The following is a 23,985-nucleotide window of genomic DNA, read 5'->3' as shown; positions in this document are numbered from 1 at the left end:
GCGGCGGCCGCCGGCCCTCAGTCCCACTGCTGGTCGGCGAGGGATGCCACCGGCTGGGGCTTGCCGATCACGGCCACGGCGATGAAGAAGCTGATCTGGCCGATCGCGATGGTGAGGGTGGCCAGCGCCTTCTCGTCGTAGTGCTCCGCCACCTCGGCGTACAGCGCGTCCGGGACGCGCTCCTCGCCGTGCGGGGCGGGCTGGAGGGTGGCCTCCACCAGCGCGAGGGCGGCGCGCTCGGCCTCGGTGAAGTAAGGGGCGTCCTGCCAGGAGGAGACGGCGGTGATGCGCTCCTCCGTCTCCCCGGCCTTGCGGAGGAAGGCGGTGTTCAGGACGGTCAGGTAGGTGTTGCGGACGATCTGTCCGGCACGCAGGTGGACCAGGCTGATCGTGGTGCGCGGCACCGAGCGGTTGCCGGTGGCGCGGAAGAGGGCGGCACTGATGTCGCTCAGCTCGGGCACGAACTCGCCCGGGTCGGACATCCGCGAGACCGGGGTGGCGGTGGCGGAGGTGTTCGTCATGGCTGCTGTTCTCCTTCGGTCGGTGTCTTCACCGCACTGACGGACGGGAGAGCGGGGATGTGACAGATCCGGGGAGGAGATTCGGGAAACCTTCCCGGAAGGCCGATCCGGGAAGGTCTTCAGGCCGCCGGGGGCGGCGGCAGGTGCGCGACGGAGTGGGTGAAGTACGTCCGCAGGTCCTCGGCCCTCGCGTAGGCCCGCCTCACGTACACCTCCCAGGGTTTGACGATCGCCGGGTCCTCGTACCGTCGGCTGCCCGTGTGGACGCCGGCGGGGGTGTGGAGGACCTCGTACAGGACACGGCCGTCCAGGATCACGATCTCCGGCAGCGGACCGCCGCCGGACGCCTCGGCGAAGGAGAACTCCTCGGCGGACAGCACCCGCGTCTGGTGTCCGGCCTCCGCGCGCATGTGGAGCCGGTGCAGCTGCCACTGCACGTACGGGGACAGCGGCTCCTCCACCACCCGCAGCCGGCGGAAAGGCGAACCGTTGCGGCTGTCGTCGTCGGCGGCCCGGCGCGCGGTGGTGCGCTCCGCCTCGATCAGCCGGAGCACCTCCCGCCAGTCGCCCCGGCGCAGCGCCTCCCGGGCCGGGTCGCCGGTCTCCTCGAAGTGCTGGAGCCGCTCCAGCCGCCAGGAATCGCCGTTGCGGATCGCCGCGCGGCGGGTCCGCAGGTCCTCGGCGTAGGCGTCGGCGTCGAGCGCCTCGCCTCGGGTCGCCGGGAGCGCCGGCGCGCGGAGATCGTGCATGGAATCCCCAGCCCTGGGTGACGAATGCGCCGACTGTACCGAACGTGATCCGCCGGACGCGGTACGTGTTGGCGCGGTCTGCCGAATCGTGTCTTCAGGCCCGGGGCACGCCGAAGGGGCGGGGTGCGCGGTGCGCTCCCCGCCCCTTCGGACGCGGTCGGCCGTCGTGGCCGTTCTCGTCAGAGGAACGAGTTGATCTCGATCGTCTCGGTGCGGCCGGGGCCGACGCCGATCGCCGAGATCGGTGCCCCCGACATCTCCTCCAGCGCCTTCACGTAGTTCTGCGCGTTCTTCGGCAGGTCGGAGAAGGTCTTGGCCTTGGTGATGTCCTCGGACCAGCCCGGGAGGGTTTCGTAGATCGGCTTCGCGTGGTGGAAGTCCGTCTGCGAGTACGGCAGCTCCTCGACGCGCTTGCCGTCGATCTCGTACGCGACGCAGACCGGGATCTCCTCCCAGCCGGTCAGCACGTCCAGCTTGGTGAGGAAGAAGTCCGTCAGGCCGTTCACGCGGGTGGCGTAGCGGGCGATCGGCGCGTCGAACCAGCCGCAGCGCCGGTCGCGGCCGGTGGTCACACCGCGCTCGCCGCCGATGCGGCGCAGCGCCTCGCCGTCCTCGTCGAACAGCTCGGTCGGGAACGGGCCCGCGCCGACGCGGGTCGTGTAGGCCTTGAGGATGCCGATGACGCGGCTGATCTTCGTCGGGCCCACGCCGGTGCCGGTGCAGGCGCCGCCGGCGGTCGGGTTCGAGGAGGTGACGAAGGGGTACGTGCCGTGGTCGACGTCGAGCAGGGTGCCCTGGCCGCCCTCGAAGAGCACGACCTTGTCGTCGTCGAGCGCGTTGTTGAGGATCAGGGTGGTGTCGGCGACGTAGCCCTTGATCTGGTCCGCGTACTGGAGCATCTCCTCCACGATCGCGGAGGCCTCGATCGCGCGGCGGTTGTACAGCTTCGCGAGGAGCTGGTTCTTGCCCTCGAGGGCCGCTTCGACCTTCTGGGTGAGGATCGACTCGTCGTAGAGGTCCTGGACGCGGATACCGATGCGGTTGATCTTGTCCGCGTACGTCGGGCCGATGCCGCGACCGGTGGTGCCGATCTTGCGCTTGCCGAGGAAGCGCTCGCCGACCTTGTCGAGGGTGACGTTGTACGGCGTGATCAGGTGCGCGTTGCCGCTGATGAGCAGCTTGGAGGTGTCGATGCCGCGCTCGTTCAGACCGCGCAGCTCGGAGAGCAGGACGGCCGGGTCGACGACGACACCGTTGCCGATGACCGGGGTGCATCCGGGGGAGAGGATGCCGGACGGGAGAAGGTGCAGCGCGTACTTCTGGTCACCTACGACCACGGTGTGGCCGGCGTTGTTGCCACCCTGGTAGCGCACTACATAGTCAACGGATCCACCGAGCAGGTCGGTGGCCTTTCCCTTGCCCTCGTCACCCCACTGAGCTCCGAGCAGCACAAGAGCGGGCACAGGCGTACACCTCTTCCGGATGGGGCATGTCCAAGGTCAGGGGGCGTACGACGATGTACACCGCAGGCTGAGCCGTCGGACCGGTACCCCGGAATAGACGAAGGCCCTGGCGCAATAGCGCAAGGGCCTCTTGCACAAAGATGCTACCCGAGGAAGGACCGAGGTGTCGGCTCCAGAGCCCGCCATGAGCCATGCGGGCGCGCCGGTAGGCGGCCTGCTCGTGCTCGTCGACCCGGTCGCCCGCCGTCTTGACGGCGAGTCCGTGCGAATCGCGAAGGATGTGTTGTCAGCGGGAGCCGCGGCGAAAATCTGCCTCCCGGATTCGCAGGAGGAATTTGCGCGGGCCCTCGCCCGCCGGGGTCATCGGCGGCCGGTGATCGTGGGGGACGACCGGGCGCTGGTGCGGGCCGTGGGGCTGCTGCACCGGGAGCCGGAGCCGGGGGACGGGGTGGTTTCGCTGGTCCCGGTGGGTGCGCCGGGCTCCCTGGCGCTGGCCCGTTCGCTCGGGGTGCCGCTGTCGGCGGTGCTGGCGGCCCGGGCGGCTCTGGACGGGGTGGTCCGGCCACGGGACCTGCTGGTGGACGACGGCGGCGGCGTGGTGCTGGGCGGGCTGCGGATCAGTCCGCCGGTGCAGGCCGTGCGGCGGGGCGGGGGCTACCGCTCGCTGCTGCGGACACTGCTGCCGGGTCCGGCGGCGCCGGTGCGGCCGGTGCACCGGCTGCGGGTCGAGGTGGACGGGGTGGTGCTGGCCGACGGGGACCGGCCCGTGGAGGACGTGGCCGTACGGACCGCCGGGGGCGGGGCGGGGCCGGCGGAGGTGGTGGTCCGGCTGGCGGGCGCGCCGCCGCTGACGGGCCGCGCGGAGACGGTCACGGTGTCCGGGGTGTCTGGTATGTCCGGGTATTCGGGGGTGCCGGGGGTGCCGGGGGCATTTGGGATGTCCCGATTTTCCGGGGTGCCCGGGGTGCCCGGGGTGCCCGGGGCGTCCGGAGAGGACTTCCGCTACCGGGCGGACCATGCCCTGGCCGGCCCGGTGCGCCGGCGTACGTGGACGGTACGGCGGTCCGCGTGGTCCCTGACGCTGCCCCGGTGAGGCGGCGTACGGCCCGGCCGCGGCGGAGCGCGCCCGGTGGGCGCCCCTCCCGGCGCGGCCGGGCTCCGCGCTGCCCCGGCAGGCGGTCCTAGAACTCCACCAGCAGCTCCCGCAGGCCCCGGATCACATAGCCGTCCTGCCACCGCGGCTCCCGCACGAGCCGCATCGGCGGGCCGTCCGCGTCGAGCAGCGCCCCGAAGGAGGCCGCCAGCTCCAGCCGGGCCAGGGGCGCGCCCAGGCAGTAGTGGATCCCGGCACCGAAGGACAGGTGCGGATTGTCGGACCGCTCCAGGTCGAGCGCGTCCGGGTCCCCGAAGCGCGCCGGATCCCGGTTCGCGGACCCGAAGAGCAGCGCCACCTCGGCTCCGCGGGGGATGACGGTGTCCCCGACCTCGATGTCGTCGAGCACCCAGCGCTCGAACATCTGGAGCGGCGTGTCGTAGCGCATCAGTTCATCCACAGCTGTGGACAACTTTTCCGCGTCCGCCGCTCCGGGGCGCGCACGCAGCGCGGAAAGCTGCTCGGGATTGCGGAACAGGGCCCACCAGCCGTTCACCGTGGTGTTCACGGTCGCCTCGTGCCCGGCGTTCAGCAGGAGGACACAGGTCGAGATCATCTCCTGCTCGCTGAGCCGGCCCTCCTCATCGTGGGCGGCGATCAGCCCGGAGATCAAATCCACGCCGGGCTCCTTGCGGCGCTCGGCGATCAGCTCCCGCAGGTACGCGCTGAACTCCACGCTCGCCGTCACCGCCCGCCGCGCGGTCTCCGCGTCGGGCCGCAGCTCGAACATCCCGCAGATGTCCGCCGACCAGGGCCTCAGCAGCCCCCGGTCCGCCTCCGGGACCCCGAGGAGCTCCGCGATCACCGCCACCGGCAGCGGCTCGGCGACGGCCGTGAGCAGGTCCCCGCCTCCGGCCTCCCGCAGCCCGTCCACCAGTTCCCGGGCCAGCCGCTCGACCGACGGTGCCAGCTGCTCCACCCTGCGCGGGGTGAACGCCTTCGACACCAGCCGCCGCACCCGGGCGTGCGCGGGATCCTCCAGGTCCAACAGGCCGTTCCCGTTGAGCACGTGGAACGGTTCGTGCTCCGGCGGCGGAGCCTCACGCCCGAACTCCTCGTGGCTGAACCGGTGGAGGTACGTCCTCCCCAGCCGCCGGTCCCGCAGCAGGGCGCTCACATCGGCGTAGTGCGGCACCAGCCACTGACCCGTCGCCTCGCACCACACCGCCCGCCCCTGCTCCCGCAACTCCCGGTAGGCGGGGTACGGATCGGCGACGAAGGCGGCATCCCACGGATCAAAACCCATCCCCTCAGCCTAAGCGCTGCCCCCTCGCTAAGCGGGCGTCACCAACCGGGTCTCGTAGGCGTACACCGCGGCCTGGGTCCGGTCCCGCAGCCCCAGCTTCACCAGGATCCGGCTCACATGCGTCTTGATCGTGGACTCCGCGACCAGCAGCCGGTCCGCTATCTCCCCGTTGGACAGACCCTGCGCGATCAGCACCAGCACCTCCGTCTCCCGCTCCGTCAACTCAGCCACCCCCGACGGATCCGCCGTCCTCCGCACCTCCGAAAGCTTCGAGAACTCCGAGATCAGCCGCTTCGTCACCGACGGGGCCAGCAGTGCCTCCCCGGCCGCCACCACACGGACCCCCTCCGCCAGCTGCCGGGCGGAGGCGTCCTTCAGCAGGAACCCGGACGCCCCCGCCCGCAGCGCCTGGTACACGTACTCGTCGAGGTCGAAGGTCGTCAGGACCAGCACCTTCGCGTCCGAGTCCGCCGCCACGATCTGCCGTGTCGCCTCCAGACCGTTCAACTCCGGCATCCGGATGTCCATCAGCACCACGTCCGGCCGCAGGGCCGCCACCTGCGCGATGGCCTGCCTGCCGTCGACGGCCTCTCCGACGACCTCGATGCCCTCCATCGCGTTCAGCAAGACGGAGAAACCCTCGCGGACCATCATCTGGTCGTCGACGATCAGCACCCGGATCGTCATGCCGGCTCCTCCTCGGACTGGGGCCGGCTGCGCACCGGTATGAAGACGGCCACCTCGTACCCGCCCGCCGCGGTCTCCCCGGCCGTCATCTCCCCCTCCAGCATCGCCACTCGCTCCCGCATCCCGGTGATGCCGTGCCCGGCTCCCGGCGAAGGCCGGACGTCACCGGACGCCGGGCCGTTGACGACCCGTATCCCCAGGCCGCCCAGTACGTACGACACCTCCACCCCGGCCACGGCACCCGGAGCGTGCCGCAGGCTGTTGCTCAGGGCCTCCTGGATGATCCTGTACGCCGACAGCTCCACGCCCTGCGGCAGCTCGCGCACCGCACCCGTGACGGTCTTGTCCACCCGCAGCCCCGCCTCCCGCACATTGGCCAGCAGCCCGTCCAGGGAGGCCAGCGTCGGCTGCGGGGCGTCCGGCGCCTCGTAGTCCGCGGACCGCACCACACCCAGCACCCGGCGCAGCTCCGTCAGCGCCGCCACCGCGTTCTCCCGGATGGTGACGAAGGCCGCCTCCAGCTCCGGCGGCGGATTCTTCACCCGGTACGGGGCCGCCTCGGCCTGGATCGCCACCACCGACATGTGGTGCGCGACCACGTCGTGCAGCTCCCGCGCGATGGTCGTCCGCTCCTCGAGCAGGGTCCGCCGGTCCCGCTCCACGGCCGTCTCCTCCTGCTGGGCGATGACCGCCCGCCGTGCCTCCTTGCGGGTGTTGCGGACCGTCACCGCCAGCAGGGCCACCGCCGAGAAGAAGGCCATCGGCGCGACCGTGGTGCCGTCCCAGTCGCCCACCAGGACCGGGAGGACCGTCCCGTACAGCAGGGTGATGACCCACATCCACCCGGCGGCCCGGGGCCGGACCCGCACGGCCACGAAGGTCATGACGGCCAGGGTCGCGAGGAAGGTGCTCGGCGACCAGGGCCAGGTCATGGTCCGGTCGGAGACCATCGACAGGGCGGTGGTCACGGCCAGCACCACCCAGAACGCGCCCGCGGGCCGCACCAGGGTCATCAGCACCGGTGCCGCCGCCAGCAGCCCCAGCAGCAGGAACTGGAGCGGCGGCCCGCCGTACAAGTTGTCGGTGCTCGCGAGCACGGTCACGAAGAACGCCGTGGCGACCACCACCGCATGCGGCAGGTAGGCCGCCTTGGCGCGTATCCCCTGGGGCAGCCGGCGCACCAGCGGCCCGTCCGTACGCATCAGGGGAAGCGGCCGGTAGGCGAAGGCATCGGTGAGCAGGTCGTCCCGCAGGCTCTGGATCAGGCCCGAAGCCAGCCGCAGTTCGGGGGTCCGGGGGGTCACCCCGGTGGTCGTCTCGGTCATGTCCAAACCGTAGGCCGCCGCCCCCCTCGACCGCGTCGCCGCTGAAGGGGATATAACGGCCTCCCCCTCAGGTACTACACGGGCCCCTCAGTAGCCCGCCGGGCGGACCAGCCCCGTCTCATAGGCGAACACCGCGGCCTGGGTCCGGTCACGCAGGCCGAGCTTCAACAGGATCCGGCCCACATGGGTCTTCACCGTCTGCTCGGCCACCACGAGATGCGCCGCGATCTCCGCGTTGGACAGGCCTTGGGCGATCAGCGACAGGACCTCGGTCTCCCGCTCCGTCAGCTCCTCGATCCGCGCCCTGGACGGTGCGCGCGGAGCGCCCAGCCGGGAGAACTCGGTGATCAGCCGCCTCGTGATGTTCGGTGACAGCAGGGCCTCCCCGGCCGCGACCACCCGCACGGCCTCGGCGAGCTGGTCGGCGGAAGCGTCCTTCAGCAGGAAACCGGACGCGCCCGCGCGCAGCGCCTCGTACACGTACTCGTCCAGGTCGAAGGTGGTCAGCACCAGGACCTTCACCGCCGAATCAGGTGTCCCCGTGATGACGGAGGTGGCCTCGATACCGCCCATCCCCGGCATGCGGATGTCCATCAGGACCACGTCCGGCGCGAGTTCCCCGGCCTTCGTCACGGCGTCCGCGCCGTCCACGGCCTGGCCGACCACCTCGATGTCGGGCTCGGCGTTCAACAGGACGGTGAAACCCTGTCTGACCATCATCTGGTCGTCGGCGATCATCACCCTGATCGGAGTGCTCATACGTCCTTCTTCATCTCGGAGGGCGAACCTCCTGGCGGATCCAGCGGGAGGACGGCGCTCACCTCGTACCCGCCGTCAGGCCGCGGGCCCGCGGCCAGTTCGCCCCCCAGCATGCCCGCCCGCTCCCGCATGCCGAGCAGCCCGTGCCCCGCTCCGGGCGAGGGCGGGGCCGTCCGGGTCGGGGCGGAGTTCGCGACGCACAGGTGCAGATCGCGTGGCCCGTAGGCGATGCCCACCTCCACCCGGGAACCGGGGGCGTGCCGAAGGCAGTTGCTCAGAGCCTCCTGCACGATCCGGTAGGCGGTGAGCTCCACACCGGGGGCCAGCGGCCGCCGTATGCCCGCGATCTCGGTGGTCACCTCCAGCCCGGCCCCCCGCACGTTGGCCACGAGGCCGTCGAGCTCGGCGAGGGTGGGCTGCGGATGGTGCGGGTTCGCCGGATCGTCGGCCTGCTCGGAGCGCAGCACGCCGAGGACACGGCGCAATTCGGTGAGGGCCTCCAGCGCGTTCTGCCGGATGCCCGCGAGGTTCTCCTTCAGCTCCGCCGACGGGTTCTCCACCAGGTGCGGGGCGACCTGCGCCTGGATGGAGATCACCGACATGTGATGGGCGACCACGTCGTGCAGCTCGCGGGCGATCCGGCTGCGCTCCTCCAGCAGCGTCCGCCGCGCCCGCTCCTCCTCCGTCAGCGTCTCCTGTGCGACGAGCCGGCCGCGGGCCAGCCGGGTCGCCCGCAGGGCGTATCCGAGGAGCCCGGCGAAGCCGAAGGCAAGGCCGGACAGGAAGAAGCTGCTGGCGCTCCGCTCCGGCCTGAAGAGCAGTTCGGCCAGGCCGGTGAAGGCCAGGGAGATGGCCACGACCGCTCCGGTCACCCGGGCCGGTACCCGCAGGGCGACCAGCAGGACCAGCGGGACGAAGGAGAGCACGGCGCCCGGCATCCAGGGCCAGGTCTGCCCCTGCCCGACGTGATCGTGGATCGCGTAGGCGATCACTCCGGTCGTGATCAGACCGAGCCACCAGGCGGCGACCGGCCGCGACAGCGCGAGCCCGATCGACAGTCCCGTCATGAGGGACATGACCACTGGCGGTCCGCCCGTGACGTGGTAGTGGTCGAAGAGCTGCTGGTTGGTCAGGAAGCCGAAGAAGACGGCCAGGTACACGACCACCACCTGCGGCAGCCGGCTCAGCCACCGGGGCCGCGACATCTTCGGGAGCGGATCCCGCCGCAGGGTGAACAGTTCCTGGAGCAGGGCGCCGCCCTCAGCGGTGGACGGCTCGGCGGGCGGGACGGATCGCTGGGTCACACGGGCCAGACTAGGCATGGGCGGCCTCCCGGTCGGACGGCCGCAGGGGGCCGCGGGGCCGCGACGCCGGCCCGGTGCGGACCGTCCGCGGGGCCCGGCGGCCGCGCGGCCGCTCGTGGATGTGGAAAGCGGCCCAGCAGACGGCCAGGGCCGCCGCGAACACCGGAAGCCACAGCAGCCGGGCGGCTATCCAGCCCGCCGTACCCGGCACCGTGTGCAGGCCCGGCAGGTCGGACGAGACCAGCAGCCCGAGAGCGGTGACGGACATCATCGCGGTCTGGTGCCAGAGGAACACGGTCATCGCGGACAGGTTCATCAGGGCCACCTTCGCCCAGCTCCGGGGCCGGCGCCGCATGGCCCGCGCCAGCGGCCCGCGCGCCAGCAGAGCCAGCCCGCACTGGGCCAGCCCGAAGGCCACGGCGGCGAGCGTCGGAGGGTTCAGATTGGACACCGCCGCTCCGGGCACCCCCACCATCGACGCCGGATACCCGCCCCACAGGACCAGTGCGGCGGTGGCGGCCGCGCCCCCGCCCAGCAGCAGCAGGGCCGGACGGCGCCGGTTGAACGCGCCCCCGGCCCAGGCGGCGCCCAGGGTGTAGGGGACGAGCCAGCCCGCCGCGACATTGACCCAGCCGATCCACTCCGGCCCGCCCAGGCCGAACCTCCACACGTCGACCCCCGCCACCACGGCCACCGGCCACAGCGGGCTGAGCCGGGCCGCCAGCGGGGTGGCAGCGGTCAGCGCGGCGAACACCAGCAGGAACCACAGAGGCGACCACACCAGCCGGAGCAGGGTCCGGACGGTGTCCCACTCCGCGCCGCCCAGCAGCAGCCCTCCCGCCACGACGGCCCACAACACGAGCACCGCCGCCACCGGACGGAACAGCCGGCCCAGGCGCCGGCGGACCCAGCTGCCGTACGTGGTCCCGCGCGCCCGCGCCGACGCGTAGCCCTGGGCCGCGACATGCCCACCGACCAGGAAGAACACGGCCAGGGTCTGGAAGACCCAGGAGACCGGTGCCAGCCAGGGCATGTGGGCCAGCGGACTCGCTCCGCGCAGACCCCCGTCGGTACTGGTCAGCGAGGTCACCAGCCAGTGCCCGAGGACCACCCCGAGGATCGCCAGGGCCCGCAGGGCGTCCACGGACCGGTCCCGGTGGGCCGGCGTCGCGCCCTCGACGCGGTCGGCGAGGTCCGACCAGCGGCGGTGCAGCCTACGCATGCGGGGCCTCCGCTCCGAGGACGATGCGGGCCAGGCCGGCGAGGGACTCGGTGCCGGGCTTGAGGTAGTCGCTGTGCCCGGCGGAGCCCGTCGCGAAGACCCGCGCTCCGAACGCGGGATCCACGGGATCGGTACCGAACCCGACCCCGCCCAGCCGGACATGGGGAACACCGCCGATCCAGTCACCGGCACCCCGGCCGGCCCACACCCGGGCGGTGGTCGGCAGATCCGACGCGGAGGCCGCTCCCGCGCCCGGACTGCCGTAGAGGGCCATGTCCGTGACCTCGGGGCCGGTACGGGTCCGGCCGCAGACCACCGAGCCGTACGAATGGCAGAGCAGGGAGACACGGGCGCCGGCCGGGGCCAGGCCCCGCAACCGGGAGAGGAACGGCTCCAGTTCGGCTGCGGCCCGGTCGGCGCGAGCGGCGGTCAGCACGGTGGTGCTCACCGTGCCCGGCGTGTCGTAACCCAGCCAGGCCACCACCGCCGCGCGCGGATGCTCGGCCCGGAGCCGCCGCTCGAGGGCGAGCGCCCCCTCGCGGAAGCGCTGGTAGGTGTCCAGGTTCGTATCGGAGCCCGGTACCAGGACCGCGATCCGGTCCGCTCTGCCCAGATCGCCGAACACCTCTATCGCGCGGCCCTGTCCGCGGCCGTCGAAGGTGAGGAACTGCGCTCCGGACCCCGCCATCGCCCGCAGTCTCGACGCCCGGCCGCCGTGGCCCGTGTCCGCGGCCGTCCGTGCCGCCTCGGTGATACCGGTGAGGGCGGCTGCGTACCGGCTCTGCAGGGTGGCGGACTCGGGGACGGCGCCCGGCGCCGGCGCCGGGATCCGCGGGGACGCGGCGGCGGACACGGGGAGCACGACGGCCGCGGCGACGAGACCGGCGAGCAGGGTGCGGCGGAGGCGGCTGCCAGTGCTCATCTCGGGATCCTCTTCCTGTCCTTCGTTGCCAGGGCGGGCAGGCGCCCGCTCTGGCAACGAAGTTAGGAATCGGAACCCCTCGTCGGCGTCCCGCTGCGGAGCGGGCTTCAGAGGTGGCTCTCAGGTATGACCGGCAGTACCCGAGAGCCAGCCCACAGCCGTTCTCCACCGGTTCACGAACACCGCGACGGGCACACAGCACCCCACGCCGCACGGTCGCGGACGGACAAAGGGGCCTTCAACGCGGTCGGTTAGGGTCTCGGAATGAACGTGACCGACTGGCGGCACGACCGCATCGGCAGCGCCCACCGGGGCGAGAACCCCACCGTCCTGCGCCGCCTCGACGCCGGATTCGCGGTCATCGGGGACCGGCAGTTCCTGCCCGGGTACTCGGTGCTGCTGACCGACGACCCCGCCGTGACCCGGCTCTCCGAGCTGGCCCCGGCGCGCCGGATGGCGTACCTCACCGACCTGGAGCGGCTCGCCGAGGCCGTCGAGCGCGCCTGCGCGCGGCTCGATCCGGCCTTCCGCCGCGTGAACATCGAGATCCTCGGCAACACCGACCCGTACCTGCACGCCCACATCTGGCCCCGCTACGACTGGGAGCCCGAGGACCTCGTCCGGATGCCGGTCTGGCTCTACGAGGACGAGGAGTGCTGGCGCGGCGACCGCCACGCGCTGGCGCCCCGCCACGACGGGACGAGGGCCGCCATCACCGAGGAGCTCGACCGCCTGCTCGCATAGCCGCCGGGCCCCGGCCCCTACCCGGGAGCTACGCCGTGGACGTGGCCACGCGCACCCCGAAGCCGATCAGGACGATGCCCGTCACCCGGTCCATCGCCCGGCGGACGCGCGGCCGCGTGAAGAACCGCCGGGCGCGCGACAGGACGTAGACGTACGTGCTCAGCCAGGCCAGCGTCAGCAGTACGTGGACCAGGACGAGGAGCGCCATCCCCGCCGCCGGGCTCAGGTCCGGCGGCGCGAGGCTGGGCAGCAGACCGGTGTAGAACACGGCGATCTTCGGGTTGAGGGCGTTGCTGACCAGACCGGTGCGCCAGGCACTGCCGCGGCCGCGCGCGGCGCGGCCGACCGGCTCGGGGGCGGTGTCGTCCAGCACGGCCCCGGCGCCCGGACGGCGCAGGGACTGCGCGCCGAGGAAGCAGAGGTACGCCGCTCCCGCCAGCTTGACCACGAGGTACACCTCGGCCGAGGCGGCGAGCAGCGCCGCGAGCCCGGCCACCGTGAGGGCGCCCCACAGCAGAAGCCCGGCGGCGATCCCGCCGACGGTGCGCAGCCCGTCGGCCCGTCCCCTCGAGACGGCCCGCCGGGTCACGATGGCCATGTCGGGGCCGGGTACGAGGGTCAGCAGGGCGAGGACGCCGGTGGCCGCGGCGAGTTGCGTGAGCACACGGCTCAGTCTGCCACCAGGGGTTCTACGTAAACGGCTCTCCAGCGGGGCGCAGGGTCCTGTCCAGGGCTCGTCCAGTACTCGCGGGCTCCGACGACCTGTCCGTCGCGCACCGTCCACAGGGATACGGCCCGGTAGAGGACGTGGTCCTCGGGTATCTCCACCTCGGTGACGACGAGGTCTCCGTCCGCGAGGATGCGCAGGACCTCGACCGAGCCGATGGACCGCTCCTCGGTGCCTCCCGTGCCGCCGGTGCCGCCTGTGGCTCCCGGGCCGTCCGTGCCGCCGGTGCCGTCCGCCTCGTCACTGAGGACGGCGATGAAGTTGGTTCTGCCGACGATCCGCTCGCCGCTGACCGGCCATTCGATGACCGCGTCCTCGGCGACGAGCCCGGCCACGCCGTCCCAGTCGCGTGCCTCGATCCGCTCCCACAGTTGTGCCACTACCTTCAAGGGCTCCATGTGCCGCAGTGTGCGATGGGCGCCTCGTACGCAACAAGGTCTGTTTGCAGGCTTATTGACTTCGACACAAACGGCTTCCGGCTACTCCCTCTCATACCTGAGAGGGGGATTGGCTCCCCCGTCCAGCTCGCGGAGCAGGCTCCCGTCGGACAGCAGCAGCAGCCGGCTCCAGCCGCCCGGGGTGCAGGTGGGTGGGGCTCCGGAGGTGACGGTGGAGGCGTCGAGTTCCACCGGGTCCAGGGCACTGCGCAGGGTGGCCCGCCAGGAGCAGGAGTACGCCGGGTTCTCGACCCGCAACGACATGACGGAGTCGCCGACGGCGCCGGGGGTGAGGGTGAGGCGCCAGCTGGTGGAGCCGGAGGCGGCCCGCCAGGTGCCGGCGTAGGCCTGCGGGAACCGGCCCGCCGGGGTCCCGCTTCCCGGGCTCGCGGCGGCCGGAGCGGATCCGCTTCCGGAACCGGAAGCGGATCCGGAACCCGGTGCGTCCGTGGAGCCGCCCGGGCTGCCGGTGGCCACCACCGGCGGCGGGGACGCGGGGCCCTCGCTCATCACGGCGTACACCGTGCCCCCCCGCGGCTGCGGCGACGACCACTGCCACCGCGGCGAGGAAAACCGTCGACGCGGTCTCCGGGCGGGACGGGGGAACGGCGGGCGGCGGCCCGTAGCCATGAACCCGGACGAGCCGATGAGTTCCCCGGTCCGGGTCATGCCGCTGCCGGCGCCTTCCAGGGGGCGGGCGATGCCGAAGCCGATGACGCGGAAGCCGTCGGGGGTGAGCAGTACGTTGGAGGGCTTCAGGTCCCGGTGGATCAGCCCGGCGCGGTGGATGTCCTGGAGGGCGTACGCGAGTCCGGCCGCGAGGATCCGGACCGTGCGGGCGGGCAGTGGGCCGAAGTCGTGGCCACGACCTGGCGCAGGCTCGGTCCGGCGACGTAGCCGGTGGCGAACCAGGGGGTCGCCGCCTCGGTGTCGGCGTCGAGGACGGGCGCGGTCCAGTCGCCGCCGACGCGCCGGGCGGCGGCGACCTCCTGGCGGAACCTGGAGCGGAACTCCTCGCGGAGGGCCAGAGCGGGGTGGACGAGCTCGACCGCGACGGTGCGGCCGCGGTCGGAGCGCGCGAGGTAGACCTGGCCCATGCCGCCCGCCCCGAGCCGGGACAGGAGGCGGTAGGGGCCGATGTGGTGCGGATCGGCGGGGTGGAGCTGTTCCATCGCCGGGTGGTCCCTTCCCCCTGGGCCGGCCGGACGGGGCGAGCGTAGTGCGGTGCGGTGCGGCCGGCGGCGGGAGGGAGGTGGTGGGCGGGCGGCCGTGGCCGCCCGCCCGGGCTCAGGAGGCTTCCCGGTCCTCCGAGGCGATGGCCGCCAGGGCCGCCGAGAGGCGTTCCAGCGCGGCGGCCGTTTCGGCGAGGCCGGTTTCGCCCAGGGCTGCCGTCAGCCGGCTGGCCAGCGCCGCGTGGCCCGGGTCGATGCGGGCGATCGCGGCGCGGCCCGCCTCCGTCGGGCGGAGCAGCTTCGCACGCCGGTGGGCCGGGTTCTGGACGTACTCGGCGAGGCCGTCGGCCGCCAGCAGGTCGGCGACCCGTTGCACGCTCTGCCGGGTGATCCCCATGGCCCGGGCGATGCCGGCGACCGGCAGGGGCTCCCGCAGTACGGCGCCCAGCACCTGCCAGCGCGCGGCCGTCAGTCCGGCCGGGCGGGCCAGTTCCTCCGAGACGGAGAGGAACTGCCCGTTGAGCCGGAAGACGCCGAGCGCGGTGCGGCTGAGGAGGTCCTGCCGGGCCGGTACGGAGAGCGGGTCAGGCATCGCCCGCCTCCGCGGCGGCCATGAGGACCGGGAACGCGCTCGCGTCGGAGTCGTGGAAGAGGCGGTACCAGGCGTCGAGCACGTCCGGCTCGTACACGCCGAGCCGGGCGAAGACCTCCCGCGCGAAGGCCACCGGTTCGGTCGGGCCCGCCGTGATCAGGTCGCCCGCCGTCACGGCGTCGGCCTCCACGTATTGCCCCGCGCCGCCGTACCCGGGCTGCTCCGCGAGGTAGAACGCGGCCGCGCTGGTGTGCGGGCGTCCGTCCAGCAGGCCTTCCCGCGCGAGGCCCGCCGTGGCTCCGCAGATGGCCGCGACGGGCACTCCGGCCGCCAGGAACTCGCGGGCCTTGGCCGCGAAGGGGGCCAGGTCGTCACCGGTGTCCCAGAGCGCGGCGCCGCTCAGGACCAGCAATGAGGAGTCCTCGGGCCGCAAGTCGGCGAGGGACAGGTCCGGCAGGATCCGGACCCCGCCCATCGCGGTCACGGGGGTGCCGGCGGCGAAGCCGACGGTGCGGATCGCGTGGCCGCGCTGGGCGAGGTGCGCGGTGGTGTGGCCGGTCTCCCAGTCCGCCCAGGTGTCGTAGACCGCGAGGTGGACGGGCTTGGCGGGGGTCTCGGTCATGGTGCTCGCCTCCGGACGCAGGACGAAGTGTATGACAGAAGGCTGTCATTTTGGGAGGGTGCTGTCAATGGCGGTGCCGGCAGACAGACTGCCGAGAGCCGCCCCCCACCCCCATACAGTCCGCCGATATCCCTTCCGACCTGCGCACTTCTAGCGTGACCGCATGACCCCTCATGTCACCGGCGCGTCCGTCAAGGCCGCCGACCGCGCTCACGTCTTCCACTCGTGGTCCGCCCAGTCCCTGATCGACCCGCTGGCCGTGGCCGGCGCCGAGGGCTCGTACTTCTGGGACTACGACGGCAACCGCTACCTCGACTTCTCCTCCCAGCTGGTCAACACCAACATCGGCCACCAGCACCCCAAGGTGGTCGCGGCCGTCCAGGAGCAGGCCGCCAGGCTCTGCACCCTCGCGCCCGGTTTCGCCGTGGACGTCCGCTCCGAGGCCGCACGCCTCATCGCCGAGCGCACCCCCGGCGACCTCGACAAGATCTTCTTCACCAACGGCGGCGCCGAGGCCGTGGAGAACGCCGTACGCATGGCCCGGCTGCACACCGGCCGTCAGAAGGTGCTCTCCGCCTACCGCTCGTACCACGGGGCCACCGCCGCCGCGATCAACCTGACCGGCGACCCGCGCCGCTGGCCCTCGGACACCGCCTCCGCCGGTGTCGTCCACTTCTGGGGGCCGTACCTCTACCGCTCGCCCTTCCACGCCGCCACCGAGGCCGAGGAGTGCGAGCGCGCCCTCACCCACCTCGCCGACACGATCGCCTTCGAGGGCCCGCAGAGCGTGGCCGCGATCATCCTGGAGTCGGTGCCCGGTACGGCCGGGATCATGACCCCGCCGCCCGGCTACCTGGCCGGCGTGCGCGAGCTCTGCGACCGCCACGGCATCGTCTTCATCCTCGACGAGGTCATGTCGGGCTTCGGGCGCACCGGGGCGTGGTTCGCCGCCGGCCACTGGGGCGTCACCCCCGACCTGATCACCTTCGCCAAGGGCGTGAACAGCGGCTACGTGCCGCTCGGCGGCGTCGCCATCTCCGCCGCCATCGCCGAGACCTTCGCCACCCGCCCCTACCCGGGCGGGCTCACGTACTCCGGCCACCCCCTGGCCTGCGCCGCCGCCGTCGCCACGATCAACACGATGGAGGAGGAGGGCATCGTCGCGAACGCCGCCCGCATCGGCGCCGAGGTGATCGCCCCGGGGCTGGCCGACCTCGCCGAGCGGCACCCCTCCGTCGGGGAGGTCCGCGGGCTGGGCGTCTTCTGGGCGCTGGAACTCGTACGCGACAAGGAGACGCGCGAGCCGCTCGTCCCGTACAACGCCTCGGGTGCCGCCAACGCCCCTATGGCCGAATTCGCGGCGGCCTGCAAGGCGTCCGGGCTGTGGCCTTTCGTCAACATGAACCGGACGCATGTCGTCCCGCCCTGCACCGTGACGGAAGCCGAGGCCAAGGAAGGCCTGGCCCTCCTCGACGAGGCGCTGACGGTGGCCGACCGCCACACGGTCGGGGCGTGAGGTACCGGATGGTGGGCGATATGTCCGCATACCGGTCCTAGACCGCTCGGTTTCGGCCGCGCTGTCTGGCCTAAGGTGTCCGAAGATCTATGGAGGAGCGGACCCCCTATGCCAGGCAGCCGGAGCGGAGGTGTCACCCGCAACACCCTTCGGCAGCAGATCGCGGACGCGCTGCGTGACGAGGTGCTCGCGGGGCGTCTCCCTCCGGGTACCGAGTTCACCGTGAAACAGATCGCCGAGCAGTACGAGGTCTCGGCGACCCCGGTGCGCGAGGCGCTGGTCGACCTCTCGGCGCAGGGACTGCTGGAGTCGGTGCAGCACCGGGGCTTCCGGGTGCGGGTCTACACGGTCGACGACTTCCGGAGGATGATCGAGGCCCGGACGCTGGTCCTCGACGGGATCTTCCGGCGGCTCGTCGAGCGCGGCGCCCCGCTCGGCACGGGAGAACTGCTGGTCTCCGTGCGCCGCCGGGCCGAGGAGGCGCGGCGGGCGGCGCGCAGCGGTTCGCTCGAAGTGCTGATCGGCTACGACCTGCGCTTCTGGCGGGAGCTCAGCGAACTGGTCGGCAACACCTACATCTCGGACTTCCTGCACCGCATCCGCGTGCAGTGCTGGGTCTTCTCGGTGCCCCACCTCCAGGGGGCCCCGGAGCTGCGGGCCGCGCTCTGGGACGGGCACAACGAGCTGGTGGACGCGGTGACGCTGGCCGACGCCGACGAGGTACGGCGCATCATGCGCGCGTACAACCAGCACGGGCTGGACTGGGCCGCGAGCCTCTGACCCCGCCGGTCCGCCCGGCCGGGTCCTGCGCACCCCTTCGCGGAGCGTGTCCGGAGCATTACCCTGGCCCGATCGGCGGCAACGACTGATCGGAGCCCGCGTGGCCTGTGACCTGTGGCTGGTCCCTCTTGTCGACGTGCTGTGCCACAGCCCCGACAACCCCTTCGCGGAAGAGATCGCCTCGTACGACAAGGCGCTGGGCGAGGCGGGCCTGCCGTCGGTGCCCGTGTTCGCGTACATGCCGGGCCTGAGCGGGGACGTGGCCCCGGTGGCCGGCTTCGACTACGACGCCCTGCACTTCCTGCGGCGGGCGTACCTGCTCCAGATCTGCGGGCTGCCGGTGACGCCGGTGGACGAGCTGGGCGGGGACTACGAGCAGCTGCTGGAGATGTTCGAGGCCACGGCGCAGCAGTCGCACCTGGTGTGGCACTACGACCACGCGGGGGCTTACGTCCCGGTGGACTTCACGGCGCCGCTGGCGAACGAGGAGCTGCTGGCCGGGGGCGGCCCGCTGGGCTCGGCGCAGGGGCTGCTGCGGGAGCTCGCCTTCGTGGCCCCCGCGATCGGGATAGACCCGGCGAACCCGCCCGCCGCTCCGGCGCCGCCCGGGGGGCCGACCTCGCTGGAGGAGCCGGCGGGGCCCGTTCCGTACGACGAGAGTCCCTTCGCCCGGGAGCGGCACGTGTGGCTGGGCCTGCACGCGGCGGCGACCCGCAGCCTGGGCCAGGGCTCGATGATCATCTTCAGCTGACCCGCCTGACCCGCCTGACCCGCCTGACCCGCCTGACCCGCCCCGCCGGCGCGCCGCCCCGGGAGCGGCGCGCCCCCGTGTTCAGCGCGGCTGCTCCGGGGGCCGCTGCCGGGGCATGTTGGGGCGGGTGCCCGGGGGCAGCGGGAAACGGGCCGGGGGGATGCCGGGGTCCGGGCGGGCGGGCGCCCCGGTCAGGGACTGCATCAGCAGCGGCGCCGACCCGGCCCGGAACTCCACCATCCAGTCGGCCGTCTCCGAGCGCACGAGCTCCGTGATGTCCTCCGAGAAGCGGCGCAGCACGGTCAGGCACCGCTCGGCGGCCTCACTGGCGGTCCCCTCGGTGGGTCCCAGGACCTCGCGCACGTTCTCCGAGGCCCAGTCGAACTGGAGCGTCTGCAGCCGCCGCTGCACGGCCTGCGCCGTCGCCACGTCCCGCATCCAGCCGGAGGTCAGCCCGAAGAACCGGTCGCAGGCCAGGCAGGCCGCGGCCAGCAGCAGCGACAGGTAGCCGTACGAGGCCGCGCCCGGGGCGGAGCCCGTCAGCTCCAGCAGCGGCATCGCCGCGCCTGTGACGGCGCCGACGGCCGCGCCCGCCCGCAGCGTCCGCGCGCCCCGGCGCTTCCACGCCCGGTCGGACAGGTACCACTCGGCCGTGCGCAGCGCATCGGCCTCCACCCGCCGGTAGAGCTCGTCGAGCCGCTCGGCGGGCTCTCCCCAGTCCCCGAGAGGGAACGGCCGCCCGGTGAGGTCGCCGTCCTCTGCGGGATCCCGGGGTGGCCCCTCGGGCTGCATCTCCGGCTGACTCACCCGGCACTCCCTCTGCCTGCGCTGACGTGTGGTGCGCGTGTGCGCAATGGTGCGCATGCTCTTCCTACCTTCGAATGACACGCGATGGACGACGAATCCCCGGTTTTCCGCCCGCAAGGAGGGCTTCAGCAGGGACGCGCACGCCCGGCCTCTCACCCGAAAGAGTTGGTCCTCCCGGCGTAGGGCGCGGCGCCCGGGGAGCACGTAGGCTCGGATTGACCGAGCCTTCCCCGAAGGCGATCCGCAGCCGTTGCGACGTACGGAGTGAGTACCTGTGATTCCCGGTGGTGGCCAGCCCAACATGCAGCAGCTGCTTCAGCAGGCCCAGAAGATGCAGCAGGACCTCGCGGCGGCCCAGGAGGAGCTGGCCGTGGCAGAGGTCGAGGGCCAGGCCGGCGGCGGCCTCGTGAGGGCGACCGTCACCGGTTCCGGTGAACTGCGCGCCCTCGTCATCGATCCCAAGGCCGTGGACCCGGAGGACACCGAGACCCTCGCCGACCTGGTGGTCGCGGCGGTCCAGGCGGCCAACGAGAACGCACAGGCGCTCCAGCAGCAGAAGCTGGGGCCGCTGACCCAGGCGCTGGGCGGCGGCAGCGGCATCCCCGGCCTGCCGTTCTAGTCCCGCCGCCCCGGCAGACCCTTCCGCAGACCCACGACACCCCTCCCGCCCGTTACGAAAGAAGGCAGTCCGTTGTACGAAGGCGTGGTCCAGGACCTGATCGACGAACTGGGCAGGCTGCCCGGCGTCGGGCCCAAGAGCGCGCAGCGGATCGCCTTCCACATCCTGCAGGCCGAGCCCACCGACGTGCGGCGCCTGGCGCACGCGCTGCTGGAGGTCAAGGACAAGGTCCGGTTCTGCGCGGTGTGCGGGAACGTGGCGCAGGAGGAGCGGTGCGGGATCTGCCGTGACCCGCGCCGCGACACGACGGTCATCTGCGTGGTCGAGGAGCCGAAGGACGTCGTCGCGATCGAGCGGACCCGCGAGTTCCGGGGCAAGTACCACGTCCTCGGCGGGGCGATCAGCCCGATCGAGGGCGTCGGACCCGACGACCTGCGCATCCGTGAGCTGCTGGCGCGACTGGCGGACGGGACGGTGACCGAGCTGATCCTCGCGACCGACCCGAACCTGGAGGGCGAGGCCACCGCCACCTACCTCGCCCGCATGATCAAGCCCATGGGCCTGAAGGTCACCCGCCTGGCCAGCGGGCTCCCCGTCGGGGGAGACCTGGAGTACGCGGACGAGGTCACGCTCGGGCGGGCCTTTGAAGGAAGGCGACTTCTCGATGTCTGACGCAACGCTGCACGCCCAGGGCCAGGATCCGGACGACTTCGCCGTCCAGATCGCGGACCAGATCGAGTCCTTCATCGTCGCGGTCACCGAGGTGGCCAAGGGCGAGGACCCGGACAGCGCCGTTCCCTTCCTCCTCCTGGAGGTGTCCCAGCTGCTGCTGGCGGGCGGCCGGCTCGGCGCGTACCAGGACGTCCTCCCCGAGGAGCGCTACGAGCCCGACCTGGGCCCGGAGCCGGACGTGGACGACCTGCGCGAGCGGTTCGCCCTGATGCTGGAGCCGGTCGACGTCTACTCCGAGGTCTTCGACCCCTACGAGCCGCGCAAGACCCCGGTCGCCCACCGGATCTCCGACGACCTAGCGGACGTGGTCGCCGACCTGCGGCACGGGCTCATCCACCTCCAGGCGGGCCGGGTCACCGAGGCCCTGTGGTGGTGGCAGTTCTCGTACTTCACCAACTGGGGCCCCACCGCCTCGGCGATGCTGCGCGCCCTCCAGTCGCTGATCGCCCACGTACGGCTCGACCAGCCGCTCGCCGCCCTGGACGGCCTGGACACGGACGAGGACATGACCGAGGACGACCTCGCGGAGCAGGCCGGCGCGGTCATGGCCGAGGAGCTCGGCCAGCTGGGCCGCAAGTAAGCGAGTGCGTGCAGGGTGATTCCGGTCGGTTCCTGCCGGTTCCGGCCGGTTAGTGGTGTCCGCGTGGCAACCGTTCCGCTGATCTTTTCATCTCATGATGTGGTACGGGGCGGTCGGATCCCGGCCGCTCGTTAGACTGCACCAGCAAATGAGACGGACCGAGCGAGGAGCGCACGTGGGCCTTGTCGTGCAGAAGTACGGAGGCTCCTCCGTAGCCGATGCCGAAGGCATCAAGCGCGTCGCCAAGCGGATCGTGGATGCCAAGAAGAACGGCCACCAGGTGGTCGTCGTGGTTTCCGCGATGGGCGACACGACGGACGAGCTGATCGATCTCGCCGAGCAGGTATCCCCGATGCCTGCCGGGCGTGAATTCGACATGCTGCTGACCGCCGGAGAGCGGATCTCCATGGCCCTGCTGGCGATGGCGATCAAAAACCTGGGCCACGAGGCCCAGTCGTTCACCGGCAGCCAGGCAGGCGTGATCACCGACTCGGTCCACAACAAAGCGCGCATCATCGATGTGACGCCGGGCCGCATCCGCACCGCGCTGGACGAGGGCAACATCGCCATCGTCGCCGGCTTCCAGGGTGTCTCCGCGGACTCCAAGGACATCACCACCCTCGGCCGGGGCGGCTCGGACACCACCGCCGTCGCGCTCGCCGCGGCGCTGGACGCCGAGGTCTGCGAGATCTACACCGATGTCGACGGCGTCTTCACCGCGGACCCCCGCGTCGTGAAGAAGGCCCGGAAGATCGACTGGATCTCCTCCGAGGACATGCTGGAGCTCGCGGCCTCCGGCTCCAAGGTGCTCCTGCACCGCTGCGTCGAGTACGCGCGCCGCTACAACATTCCGATCCACGTCCGTTCGTCCTTCTCCGGACTGCCGGGTACCTGGGTCAGCAACGAGAAGCCCGAGTCGCAAGGGGACGAGCAGGTGGAGCACGCCATCATCTCCGGAGTCGCCCATGACGTCTCCGAAGCCAAGATCACCGTCGTCGGCGTTCCGGACAAGCCGGGCGAGGCCGCGGCGATCTTCCGCGCCATCGCGGACGCCGAGATCAACATCGACATGATCGTCCAGAACGTGTCGGCGGCCTCCACGGGCCTCACGGACATCTCCTTCACCCTCCCCAAGACCGAGGGCCACAAGGCCATCGACGCCCTGGAGAAGGCGAAGGCGCAGATCGGCTTCGACTCCCTGCGCTACGACGACCAGATCGGCAAGATCTCCCTGGTCGGCGCGGGCATGAAGACCAACCCGGGCGTCACCGCCTCCTTCTTCCAGGCGCTGTCCGACGCGGGCGTCAACATCGAGCTGATCTCCACCTCCGAGATCCGCATCTCGGTCGTCACCCGCCAGGACGACGTCAACGCGGCCGTGATCGCCGTACACACGGCCTTCGGCCTCGACTCCGACAGCGACGAGGCCGTCGTCTACGGAGGCACCGGACGATGAGCCCGCACCGGTCGGCCCCGGCGCTCGCCGTGGTCGGGGCGACCGGAGCGGTCGGATCGATCCTGCTCCAGATCCTGTCCCAGCGGGCGGACGTCTGGGGTGACATACGCCTGATCGCCTCCCCGCGCTCGGCCGGCCGGGTGCTGGCCGTCCGCGGCGAGGAGACCGAGGTGATCGCCCTCACCGAGGACGCCTTCGAGGGCCTCGGCGCCGGCGACGTCGTGCTATTCCTGACGCCGGCGGAGGTGTCGGCGCGCTGGGCCCCCGTGGCCACCGCGCGCGGTGCCGTCGTCGTGGACCAGTCCGCGGCCTTCCGGGAGGACCCCAGGGTGCCCCTGGTGGTGCCCGAGGTGAACGCCCACGCCGTACGGAACCGGCCGCGCGGGATCGTCGCGGGCCCGGACTGCGTGACGGCCGCGATGATCGCCGCCGTGGGCGCACTGCACGCCGAGTACGGGCTGGCCGAGCTGGTCGTCTCCTCGTACCAGGCCGCGAGCCGCGCGGGCCGGGCCGGTGCGGAGGCGCTGCGCAGGCAGCTGACCCAGGTAGCCGGGAGTCCCCTCGGGGAACTGCCCGGGGACGTACGCCGTGCCGTGGGCGAGGACACCGGGCCGTTCGCGGCACCGCTCGCGCTGAACGTGGTGCCGTGGTCCGGCGAGCTGCGGGCGGACGGCTGGTCCTCGCACGAGCTGGCCGTACGGGCGGAGACCCGGCGCATCCTCGGTCTGGAATCGCTGCCGGTCGCCGTGACCTGCGTACAGGTCCCCGTGGTGACCGGGCACTCCCTGACGGTGCGGGCGCGCTTCGAGCGGGAGGTGGCCGCGGTGCGCGCCCGGGAAGTCCTGGAGGCCGCGCCGGGTGTGGTGCTCGTCGACGATCCGGCGGCGGGGGAGTTCCCGACGCCGGCCGACGCGGCCGGTACAGATCCGGCCTGGGTGGGGCGGCTGAGGGGCTCGCTCGACGATCCGAGGGGCCTGGAGTTCTTCGTATGTGCGGACAATCTGCGCAAGGGCGCTGCATTGAATGCGACTCAGATCTCGGAACTGATCGCGGGTGAATCCGCGTAATTCGCTTTGTAGGATCGGTGGCGATCCCTTGA

Annotated in this window: 26 protein-coding genes and 1 pseudogene; 10 read left to right on the top strand and 17 right to left on the bottom strand. The window is 72.2% G+C overall.

Annotation, left to right across the window (positions count from 1 at the left end):
• Window positions 1-17: 17 nt before the first annotated feature.
• The 3 genes from ACZ51S_RS09050 to ACZ51S_RS09040 form a co-directional block, all read right to left on the bottom strand.
• Window positions 18-521, bottom strand: a complete 504-nt coding sequence (locus ACZ51S_RS09050) for a carboxymuconolactone decarboxylase family protein (RefSeq protein ID WP_468476302.1) — start codon at window positions 519-521, stop codon at window positions 18-20.
• A gap of 119 nt (window positions 522-640) precedes the next feature.
• Window positions 641-1,270, bottom strand: coding sequence for a DUF6879 family protein (locus ACZ51S_RS09045; protein WP_468476301.1), 630 nt, complete (start codon window positions 1,268-1,270; stop codon window positions 641-643).
• 179 nt (window positions 1,271-1,449) lie between these two features.
• Complete coding sequence (locus ACZ51S_RS09040) at window positions 1,450-2,733, bottom strand: adenylosuccinate synthase (RefSeq protein WP_388933359.1); 1,284 nt, start codon at window positions 2,731-2,733, stop codon at window positions 1,450-1,452.
• A gap of 184 nt (window positions 2,734-2,917) precedes the next feature.
• Here ACZ51S_RS09040 and ACZ51S_RS09035 point away from each other — a divergent pair, with 184 nt between their 5' ends.
• Window positions 2,918-3,826 (top strand): diacylglycerol kinase, encoded by a 909-nt coding sequence (locus ACZ51S_RS09035; protein WP_468801655.1) that lies wholly within the window; start codon window positions 2,918-2,920, stop codon window positions 3,824-3,826.
• Between the two features lie 88 nt (window positions 3,827-3,914).
• On the opposite strand, the gene ACZ51S_RS09030 is transcribed toward ACZ51S_RS09035, so the two are convergent.
• From ACZ51S_RS09030 to ACZ51S_RS09000, 7 genes are all read right to left on the bottom strand, one after another.
• Window positions 3,915-5,132 carry a cytochrome P450 gene (locus tag ACZ51S_RS09030; RefSeq protein WP_468960315.1) on the bottom strand — a complete coding sequence of 406 codons (1,218 nt, stop codon included), beginning with the start codon at window positions 5,130-5,132 and terminating at the stop codon, window positions 3,915-3,917.
• 27 nt (window positions 5,133-5,159) lie between these two features.
• A complete protein-coding gene (locus ACZ51S_RS09025) occupies window positions 5,160-5,819 on the bottom strand; it encodes a response regulator (protein ID WP_468476299.1) in 660 nt (219 codons plus the stop codon).
• Window positions 5,816-7,144: a sensor histidine kinase gene (locus ACZ51S_RS09020; RefSeq protein WP_468960314.1), complete on the bottom strand. Its 1,329-nt coding sequence runs from the start codon at window positions 7,142-7,144 to the stop codon at window positions 5,816-5,818. Before ACZ51S_RS09020 ends, ACZ51S_RS09025 begins: the two co-directional genes overlap by 4 nt.
• An 87-nt stretch (window positions 7,145-7,231) precedes the next feature.
• Window positions 7,232-7,903, bottom strand: coding sequence for a response regulator (locus tag ACZ51S_RS09015; protein WP_468476297.1), 672 nt, complete (start codon window positions 7,901-7,903; stop codon window positions 7,232-7,234).
• Window positions 7,900-9,207 (bottom strand): sensor histidine kinase, encoded by a 1,308-nt coding sequence (locus ACZ51S_RS09010; RefSeq protein ID WP_468960312.1) that lies wholly within the window; start codon window positions 9,205-9,207, stop codon window positions 7,900-7,902. The genes ACZ51S_RS09015 and ACZ51S_RS09010 overlap by 4 nt, the downstream gene beginning before the upstream one ends.
• A 10-nt stretch (window positions 9,208-9,217) precedes the next feature.
• Entirely contained in the window at window positions 9,218-10,429 is a 1,212-nt protein-coding gene (locus ACZ51S_RS09005; RefSeq protein WP_468801244.1) for an acyltransferase family protein, read from the bottom strand.
• Window positions 10,422-11,351: an alpha/beta hydrolase gene (locus ACZ51S_RS09000; protein ID WP_468476294.1), complete on the bottom strand. Its 930-nt coding sequence runs from the start codon at window positions 11,349-11,351 to the stop codon at window positions 10,422-10,424. Before ACZ51S_RS09000 ends, ACZ51S_RS09005 begins: the two co-directional genes overlap by 8 nt.
• A gap of 264 nt (window positions 11,352-11,615) precedes the next feature.
• On the opposite strand from ACZ51S_RS09000, the gene ACZ51S_RS08995 reads away from it, so the two are divergent.
• Entirely contained in the window at window positions 11,616-12,095 is a 480-nt protein-coding gene (locus ACZ51S_RS08995) for an HIT family protein (protein WP_468801242.1), read from the top strand.
• A gap of 28 nt (window positions 12,096-12,123) precedes the next feature.
• Here the strand turns inward: ACZ51S_RS08995 and ACZ51S_RS08990 are convergent, their stop codons facing one another.
• The 6 genes and pseudogenes from ACZ51S_RS08990 to ACZ51S_RS08965 all read right to left on the bottom strand — a co-directional run bounded on the left by ACZ51S_RS08990 (window position 12,124) and on the right by ACZ51S_RS08965 (window position 15,645).
• Window positions 12,124-12,759: a LysE family translocator gene (locus ACZ51S_RS08990; RefSeq protein WP_468476292.1), complete on the bottom strand. Its 636-nt coding sequence runs from the start codon at window positions 12,757-12,759 to the stop codon at window positions 12,124-12,126.
• A 5-nt stretch (window positions 12,760-12,764) separates the two neighbouring features.
• Window positions 12,765-13,220, bottom strand: coding sequence for a nuclear transport factor 2 family protein (locus tag ACZ51S_RS08985; RefSeq protein WP_468476291.1), 456 nt, complete (start codon window positions 13,218-13,220; stop codon window positions 12,765-12,767).
• A gap of 81 nt (window positions 13,221-13,301) precedes the next feature.
• Window positions 13,302-13,769 carry a hypothetical protein gene (locus tag ACZ51S_RS08980; protein WP_468960586.1) on the bottom strand — a complete coding sequence of 156 codons (468 nt, stop codon included), beginning with the start codon at window positions 13,767-13,769 and terminating at the stop codon, window positions 13,302-13,304.
• Window positions 13,770-13,883: 114 nt separating this feature from the next.
• A pseudogene (locus tag ACZ51S_RS08975) lies at window positions 13,884-14,431 on the bottom strand (serine/threonine-protein kinase); the annotation flags it as partial.
• A gap of 115 nt (window positions 14,432-14,546) precedes the next feature.
• Window positions 14,547-15,023 (bottom strand): MarR family winged helix-turn-helix transcriptional regulator, encoded by a 477-nt coding sequence (locus tag ACZ51S_RS08970; protein ID WP_468476289.1) that lies wholly within the window; start codon window positions 15,021-15,023, stop codon window positions 14,547-14,549.
• Entirely contained in the window at window positions 15,016-15,645 is a 630-nt protein-coding gene (locus tag ACZ51S_RS08965; RefSeq protein WP_468960308.1) for a DJ-1/PfpI family protein, read from the bottom strand. Before ACZ51S_RS08965 ends, ACZ51S_RS08970 begins: the two co-directional genes overlap by 8 nt.
• 163 nt (window positions 15,646-15,808) lie before the next feature.
• On the opposite strand from ACZ51S_RS08965, the gene ACZ51S_RS08960 reads away from it, so the two are divergent.
• The 3 genes from ACZ51S_RS08960 to ACZ51S_RS08950 all read left to right on the top strand — a co-directional run bounded on the left by ACZ51S_RS08960 (window position 15,809) and on the right by ACZ51S_RS08950 (window position 18,692).
• On the top strand, window positions 15,809-17,161 hold the full coding sequence (locus ACZ51S_RS08960; protein WP_468476288.1) for an aminotransferase class III-fold pyridoxal phosphate-dependent enzyme: 1,353 nt from the start codon (window positions 15,809-15,811) through the stop codon (window positions 17,159-17,161).
• 108 nt (window positions 17,162-17,269) lie between these two features.
• Window positions 17,270-17,941, top strand: a complete 672-nt coding sequence (locus ACZ51S_RS08955) for a GntR family transcriptional regulator (protein ID WP_468801237.1) — start codon at window positions 17,270-17,272, stop codon at window positions 17,939-17,941.
• Between the two features lie 100 nt (window positions 17,942-18,041).
• Window positions 18,042-18,692, top strand: a complete 651-nt coding sequence (locus tag ACZ51S_RS08950) for a hypothetical protein (RefSeq protein WP_388933400.1) — start codon at window positions 18,042-18,044, stop codon at window positions 18,690-18,692.
• An 81-nt stretch (window positions 18,693-18,773) separates the two neighbouring features.
• Here the strand turns inward: ACZ51S_RS08950 and ACZ51S_RS08945 are convergent, their stop codons facing one another.
• A complete protein-coding gene (locus ACZ51S_RS08945; protein ID WP_468476285.1) occupies window positions 18,774-19,499 on the bottom strand; it encodes an SLATT domain-containing protein in 726 nt (241 codons plus the stop codon).
• Window positions 19,500-19,773: 274 nt separating this feature from the next.
• On the opposite strand from ACZ51S_RS08945, the gene ACZ51S_RS08940 reads away from it, so the two are divergent.
• The 5 genes from ACZ51S_RS08940 (at window position 19,774) to ACZ51S_RS08920 (ending at window position 23,953) form a co-directional block, all read left to right on the top strand.
• Window positions 19,774-20,118: a YbaB/EbfC family nucleoid-associated protein gene (locus ACZ51S_RS08940; RefSeq protein WP_388933403.1), complete on the top strand. Its 345-nt coding sequence runs from the start codon at window positions 19,774-19,776 to the stop codon at window positions 20,116-20,118.
• Window positions 20,119-20,190: 72 nt separating this feature from the next.
• Window positions 20,191-20,790 (top strand): recombination mediator RecR, encoded by a 600-nt coding sequence (recR, locus tag ACZ51S_RS08935; RefSeq protein ID WP_363057095.1) that lies wholly within the window; start codon window positions 20,191-20,193, stop codon window positions 20,788-20,790.
• A complete protein-coding gene (locus tag ACZ51S_RS08930; protein ID WP_467890258.1) occupies window positions 20,783-21,430 on the top strand; it encodes a DUF5063 domain-containing protein in 648 nt (215 codons plus the stop codon). Before recR ends, ACZ51S_RS08930 begins: the two co-directional genes overlap by 8 nt.
• Before the next feature lie 175 nt (window positions 21,431-21,605).
• Complete coding sequence (locus tag ACZ51S_RS08925) at window positions 21,606-22,886, top strand: aspartate kinase (RefSeq protein WP_007264986.1); 1,281 nt, start codon at window positions 21,606-21,608, stop codon at window positions 22,884-22,886.
• On the top strand, window positions 22,883-23,953 hold the full coding sequence (locus tag ACZ51S_RS08920) for an aspartate-semialdehyde dehydrogenase (protein ID WP_468960303.1): 1,071 nt from the start codon (window positions 22,883-22,885) through the stop codon (window positions 23,951-23,953). Before ACZ51S_RS08925 ends, ACZ51S_RS08920 begins: the two co-directional genes overlap by 4 nt.
• Window positions 23,954-23,985: the final 32 nt, after the last annotated feature.

The sequence above is a fragment of the Streptomyces sp. NPDC034043 genome, assembly GCF_055575675.1.
The sequence above is the reverse complement of the archived record's forward strand: the minus strand, read 5'-3'. Positions and strand labels throughout refer to the sequence as shown.